This is a genomic window from Novosphingobium sp. B-7 (assembly GCF_000410615.1).
Classification (GTDB): Bacteria; Pseudomonadota; Alphaproteobacteria; order Sphingomonadales; family Sphingomonadaceae; genus Novosphingobium; species Novosphingobium capsulatum.
Genome location: NZ_APCQ01000428.1, coordinates 1 through 452, shown reverse-complemented (window position 1 = coordinate 452; position 452 = coordinate 1). Strand labels below are relative to the sequence as shown.

At 63.3% G+C, this 452-nt stretch carries 1 protein-coding gene; it reads left to right on the top strand.

Annotation, left to right across the window (positions count from 1 at the left end):
• Positions 1-120 precede the first annotated feature (120 nt).
• On the top strand, positions 121-452 hold a 332-nt coding region (locus H926_RS0105215; RefSeq protein ID WP_022675374.1), incomplete at its 3' end, for an IS110 family transposase.

Below are 452 nucleotides of genomic sequence, written 5' to 3'. Positions count from 1 at the left end.
CTAGATGGGGTAACGGTCCGGCGTCGGTTGCGCATCCCTGATGCAGGGTTGGTGGCCTCCCGGTACGATGGTTGAACGGCGTCAGCGGTTGGGCTGCGCCAAGCATCGAGGGAGACCACCGTGGGCTACTATACCGGGATCGACGTTTCGCTGGAAGTCTCGCATTTCTGCGTTGTGGATGCTGCGGGCAGCATTGTGAAGGAGGCGCGTGTTGCCAGCGAACCTGGGGCGATCGTCGCCTGGTTCGAGGGTCTGGACTTTCAGATGGCGGCGATCGGCCTGGAGGCTGGCCCGCTGTCGCAATGGCTCTATGCCGCGATGATCGAGGCGAAGTTGCCAGTGACCCTGCTCGAGACGAGACAGGTGCGCGATGCATTCCGGTCGATGCCGGTGAAGACCGACCGCAAGGATGCCCGCGGCATTGCCCAGTTGATGCGCCTGGGCTGGTATCG